Consider the following 6,354-nt stretch of genomic DNA (forward strand, 5'->3'; position numbering starts at 1 on the left):
TGATGCTTCATCTACGTCAATTACGAAAGGAGATAACGGGCCGATATCTAATGCTTCAGTGTCATACTCTAAGGTACACGTTAATGTAATACGAGGGAGTATACTTAAAACTTCAGCTACCTCTGCTTGATTATCTAAGGCTTTTTTAGCATCAAAAAACCTACTCTGATTTTCACTTGAAAAATCTTCTAGTCGAACTGACTTACCTTGATCTCTCAAAAAACGCTCGAATATAGAGGTTAGAGATGTTTTTCCACTATTATTCCTGCCCACGATAACAGTAGTTTCTTTCTCTAGAGAAAGATTAACATCTTTCAATAAACGAAAGCCTTCAACACGAACATTTGTAATAGCCATTCAGCACCTCAACTTTAATAGTCTTCCTTTACTAAAACCGACTTCATAATGAGTACTTAAAGTCTGAAATAGCATATTGGATATATCCTGCACTAAGAATATAACATTAATTACTTGATTAAAAATAAGTTATATTTTTTAGATAACTAGTAAATAACTCAAAAATTTTAGATCACGACATTTTCATATAATTTCAAAAAATACTCCTATTAGCTTTTTGATAAAACAAGCTGCGTGGTAACCAAAACTATCATGAAAAAGATTGTTATCTATAATATTGATGAGACTAACTGATCTATGAATGACATAAAAATAAGTTCATAAGCTAATCATTTTTCAAACACTCAATTTTCGTCTCAAGTCTAATGGCATTCTTTGTAGCATGAGGTCTAACGTATCTTTAACTGCTCGACGTTCTAGCTCTTCAACCTTTTCTCTTAAAACCTGAACATCATCAACTAACTCAGGTTTACACTTACTTCGGACACCCGTTCTTTTTCTTCGTAATCTTTGCTTATTTTGTTCTATTTCAAAGAGGTCTAGTAGTTCTGAGTTAACATCATCAAAAAAAGCTCGAATATCATCACTAAAACCTGAAGTACGAAATAAGCTTTGTGACTTTATGGCAACTATATCAGCAACCTCCGATTTTTTATTTGATATAACGACTTCGGTGTTTTTCTGTCAGCTACTTTTCCATAATTTTTGATACTTTTTTCTTTAATCGCTTGGAGATCCAAAATCGCTCTCCAAGCTTTAAATGTTGTATGTCCAGTATCACCTCTGACCCACGGTGGCTTATCAAACAACCCTTCATTATTATTGCTTGGGCTATCTAAGCCGGAAAGAAAGTCATCAGTCATCAGCTCATCTAATTCATTCGACATCTAAACCTCCATTTTATAAACATTTTGTTCAATATTAGAAATTGCCTTTTCTATCATATTTAAAATTTTCAGTACGTTGTTTTGGTTATCGGAATTCTCGAGTTGTTTTATTCTTTTATAACCTGAACGTAATAAGGGCATATGATGCTCTATCATAACCCCCGGAATATTTTCATCTAAAGCTTCTTTAACAAAAGGCTGTATCGTTAACCAAATCCCTCTTAAATTTTCGCTTGTAATGACCGCATTTGAACAGTTTAAGCAGAATTCTGGTTTTGCATTATGAGGTGCCATATCTCCAAATTCTGCACACTTTGCTCGACTCTCAGCTCCCTCTCTGGGAATACATGTCGAGAAATGTGATGGCTGAATAGAAATAATCCGCCCAGCTATACGCTCCCTAAGCTCTAGAATCTCGCTTGGTGAGACTGCCTTTGTTAAGCTTTTGGCTTTACTTACATACCTTGAAAAGCCACCTAAATAGTTCTTACCGATCTTTTCTGAATCAATTAATAATGTATCTACAATAGAATTAAGTACTTTAATTCGGGCTGATTTCATCAACAACTGGGGTTCTTTGTTACGAAGGTAAGCCATAAAAAAGGATTCATCTAAGTGACAAAACTGATGTCTAATAACAGCAGCTACGTCCCCTTGATAACGAGTTAAAACCGCTTCAGCCCAAATATGACGAAAGGAATGTGCTGTTGGGTATCTAACATCTTGCTTTAATTCATTTGAGATATCCATCATTGCCTTTTGATCCAAAGTAATACAGTCAGCTTTTAACCACTCTTTAGTTTCTTCAGAAAGGTACTTTTCAACTACAAAACTGTGTTCAAAGTTCGAAATTTTTCCAGTTTTATTAAACTCAATTAACGACTCTTTAAATCTTTTCTGGGGTTTATTTCCGGCAAATGAACTACATTGTAGCTTTATTCGATCTCTATTAACTTCTCGATATGTTTCTAATAATTTCTGCGCCTTTGAGCCTGTAATATCATATTTATTTATTAACACCTCTAATTCTTTTGCCTGCTTTTCCGACAGATATTGTTTACTTAATAACTCTTCTAAGAGCGTAACCTCTTTGAATGGCTTATATCTTTGAACAAAGTTATCCCAATTGGCCTTAACTCTATGTTCAATAATATGTTCAGATTCATTTGGAGTATTCAAACTTTGGTTTCCGCCTGTAAACCGATACAAGCAGGGCTCACTGGCAGATGGTTTAAATAAATGGTTAAGCTGAGCTGCTACTTGATAACATTGAGATGTAATTTCTCTTTCAACTTTTAACTCGTCATGGGTTTTAGGGACAACCCATTTTAATTTAAACCTAAAGGGAACATGAGAGCTATCCAATATATCGTTATTAGGTTCAACATGTATTGCTGTTAAAGGGAAGCCAAATTCACTTGCTCTGTAACCTAGCCATGAAACAACTAATGTAGTCATTGCATGAGTTACGCGTTCCATTTCGACAGTTAGATCAGTTATATTTTTCCCAAGAGATCCACCCATTAATTCTGTGGCCCAAGAGCTTAATGACTTTTTAAATGCACTTATATTGAGCTTACGAGCGATGACTATTTCAGCCATCTTCTGATAAACACTTTCAACTAATAAATCTGATAAGCGCTTACTATCTATAAATGTCTTATTTAATGATTGAAGATATCCCTCCCATACTTGAGCAGGAGATTTATGGGATTGAAATGGATAAAACTTTTGAAGCATTAAAATGCGAATTATTTCTACAGCATCAAACCGTAATTCAAGCCCTAGTGACTTTACCAACGCACTGATACAACTGTCACTTAAAGATAAGGCTCTTTCTGCATGTAAGTTATATTGTTTAAATAGCTCTTCTGCTGTTGCTATATGCACCTTCTCTCTAGTGCGCCAAAGGCTTTCTTTTTCATGAACATTAGGTATAAATGTGCCTTGAATTGTCTCAAGTATCACGCGACTCCAGTAACTTCTAGTTCCATGCCCTGCATTTTTGAATTTGAACTTAGTTGCAATTGTGCCTATGACTTCATGACATATTAAAGTATAAAAATATTCTTTTTCATAAACTTGCCTCATATAATCAATATAATATTGTCCCATTTCCAAGCCTAAAAAGTTGTAACTTCCTCCTAGTTTGTATTGGTTAAAACTAATGTTTAAAAGTGATTTACAAGCATCATCAAGAGAGTCTCTAAATGCTTTAGGGGTTAGATCATGACTTAGCAGCCCTGTTATTCCTGTTAACTGCAGTTTATTTCTTATATTTATAATATTCGCATTATTATATGTTCCTTTATATGAAGGCGCTGATAAACGATTAAAAAAACCTTTATCACCTACTGATTGGGTCAAGAAGCTTGTATGGAAATCTTCTATATTGCTGGTTGATAAGCTCTTACATCCATTGAAGTTTAAGAAAGCAAAAAGGTGTATCACCATTTGATATATTGCAAAAGCTCCCTGGGATGAATTAGTAGATAAGCCATGTAAAAAGAATAACTTTGCATATTCTTCAGATGTAAGTGAGTAGAACTGACCTTTTAAGGTTAATTTAGCAGACTCCTCAAGCTTTATATGATCTTTATGAAATATTGAAAAATCTAATCGCCTTGTGCCTTTGGTACTCCCGAAAACAAGAATTGAATCAAAAAGATCTCCTTCAGATTTCAAAAAATCGGGATGAGCCATTAGCTTTTCATTTTGGGTTTCCCAAAAGCTTTTTAACTCGAATGTACTAAAACTTGGCTGCATTCTCCCCCCTATATTGAGTGAAACACACTGATTGAAACATTATTTAACTTCATTTTTTTAAACATATTGTTTCCCTCTAGTACTGAATGCTTTGTTAAAATACTTAAAACATAGCTGATCCACTCCACAGTAGGCACTACTGTCTTATACAAGTAGCTTGGGTTTGCACTCAGTAACTTTTTATAATTCGCTTCAAATTCATATAGGTAATTTTTCATTTTAAAAACAGTTAAAGGGCTATCAATTACATAAATATGATCAAACGTTTCAGTGTCTTGTTTTTTGTCAGGAGATAAAACACCAACTTCATTAATTCTTCCTTTTTGCTGATTTGTTACTACCTTTAATCTCATAATCATTTCATGACTTTTTCGAGATATGTTTTCAGTAACGTCATAAAACTCATCATTGAACCTAGATACTTCATTTTCATCAAATTCTTCAGCTAAATTAAAAACATTATTTATTAAATCAATCATCACATTACGTGTAATTCGACCAGAAGCATTTATCCATTCTTCATTATCTGCATTTAAATAATGCATTTTTTCGGTTCTGTTGGTGTGAGAATTTCTATTAGTCAGATAATATAATGTATATGGATCACTAAAAGCATGAACAGCTGAGTTTTTTATCGCTTTAAGCCCAAAAAGAACACTATGGCATAACGAGCCAGACTCCCTCGCTAACACTTCTCGTTCTGATATAGGTTTTTTAGTTATAGCTAGATGGTTACTATTTGAGTGAACACCATTTTTAATTAACTTTATTAATACTTCAGAAATAACAGGAGGGATGTTTCCATTATGTAAATGTGTTTTCTGTATTACATCTTTAATGAAATCAAGATTTAAAAGCTCGAACAAAACACCGGATAAAGAGTAAAAGCCGTCAAATATTCCAGGTATGCTTGAGCTAAGCTTAACGAGACTCCCATCACCGCATTGATTTATAAAGCTATATATAGCCTTCCCTGTTACCAATTTTGTAGATATGGAATGTGTTGTATGTATAGAATTTGCTCTTCCTTTAAAGTACTCACACTCAATGTGGGTTACTCGGCCTCCAATTTTAAGGTAACGGAAAGAGTTTTTACTTAACTTCCCAATATCTGATGGTTGGACCGCAAAGCTTGCCATCAACCATGAAAAAAATAAATTTTCAATTTCTGATATTGGTAAGTTCTTGGTATCAGAACAAAGCTGTTTTAATTCATTAAGTCCAAATAATGGACTACTTGCTCCTGCCATAGAGAAACTCTCAGAAAGAAAGGAGTTTCTTAACTGACCTTTAGTAGGCCCTTTAGTTGAAATAAAAAGTCGATTTAGTTCTATTTCACTGTCTAAAGCAGGTAGGATTTTTAGAAAACTCTTTTTATTACTTGTATTAGCTAATAAAACAAGTATTAAGGCATTTCGGAGTTTAGGTTCTTTTTCTTTCAGACAGTGATATTTATACAGTAAGCAAAATATCGACCGCCCCGTAAAAGATTTTTTATAGTATTTAACATTATTATTTGGGCCTAGCATTTTGAAATCGTACAAAGAGAAATCAGATAGCTCTAAAAACCTTTTTAGAGCTAGCTTACATTCATAAAGCTCTATTATTATTGACGACGCTGTAGCTCTCAGTGAACGAATGGTTATTTTTGGCGAAGCAAGAACCTGGTATAATTGATTACCAATTCCAATATCATCATTTCTTAGCCAGTCTAACTCACCAAAATAACCAGCTAACGATATTTGCTTCTTATTGAAATTAGGACTTACTTTAGTTTTATAAATTTCGAAAAGATATTGTAATTGCTCTGGCTCGACAGATGAGCTCAATTCACTTGATCTTTCTAAAGCATAAAATAAGACTGTTCTTAGCTTTCGAAGAGCGCTTTCGCCTCCATGATTATTCAAGGTATCAAAACGATAAGACTCGTATTCCTTTAGAACAGTATAAGGATTTTTTATTTTTGTGTTGTTTAACCACTCTACAAAAAGGTGAGCTGAACCTGTAAAGCGATACTTTGCTGAAAGTGGGGCAAATTCATCTAAAAATGAATAATTATATGAAGCGATAATCGCCTTAAAAATCAACCGCTTATATGATTCACCTTTAATATCAAAAGAAATAACTCTCTTTGGAGAAGCTTTTAACGCAGGTACAACAATTGAAGTAGCTGAGAGCGGATATCTGAATGCTGTAGGTTCATTTGAATTAAATTCTCTTCTTACTATTGATTCGTAATAGCTAGAGTTATGACTCGGTACTTTTTTCATATCATCCAAAGCAACACTCCTTTAAAAGCTGCTCTTTTAGACCGCAGCTATGAATATATGATTTTGTTACTGAA

The 6,354-nt window shown here is 33.7% G+C and carries 4 protein-coding genes; all 4 read right to left on the reverse strand.

Annotated elements, in window-relative coordinates; genetic code table 11:
- A partial coding sequence (locus P20480_RS17690) for an AAA family ATPase (protein WP_033025053.1) occupies positions 1-357 on the reverse strand: 357 nt, incomplete at its 3' end.
- 629 nt (positions 358-986) lie between these two features.
- Positions 987-1,244 carry a hypothetical protein gene (locus P20480_RS19645; protein WP_050547929.1) on the reverse strand — a complete coding sequence of 86 codons (258 nt, stop codon included), beginning with the start codon at positions 1,242-1,244 and terminating at the stop codon, positions 987-989.
- Entirely contained in the window at positions 1,245-4,010 is a 2,766-nt protein-coding gene (locus tag P20480_RS14170) for a hypothetical protein (RefSeq protein ID WP_008127521.1), read from the reverse strand. It lies immediately after the preceding gene.
- Positions 4,011-4,018: 8 nt separating this feature from the next.
- Positions 4,019-6,289, reverse strand: a complete 2,271-nt coding sequence (locus P20480_RS14165; protein ID WP_008127522.1) for a hypothetical protein — start codon at positions 6,287-6,289, stop codon at positions 4,019-4,021.
- Positions 6,290-6,354 lie beyond the last annotated feature (65 nt).

Source organism: Pseudoalteromonas sp. BSi20480 (assembly GCF_000241365.1).
GTDB lineage: Bacteria > Pseudomonadota > Gammaproteobacteria > Enterobacterales > Alteromonadaceae > Pseudoalteromonas > Pseudoalteromonas marina.

Coding starts and splice junctions, on each gene's coding strand:
- P20480_RS19645 (WP_050547929.1), bottom strand. CDS start 1,244: ATGTCGAATGAATTAGATGAGCTGATGACTGATGACTTTCTTTCCGGC.
- P20480_RS14170 (WP_008127521.1), bottom strand. CDS start 4,010: ATGCAGCCAAGTTTTAGTACATTCGAGTTAAAAAGCTTTTGGGAAACC.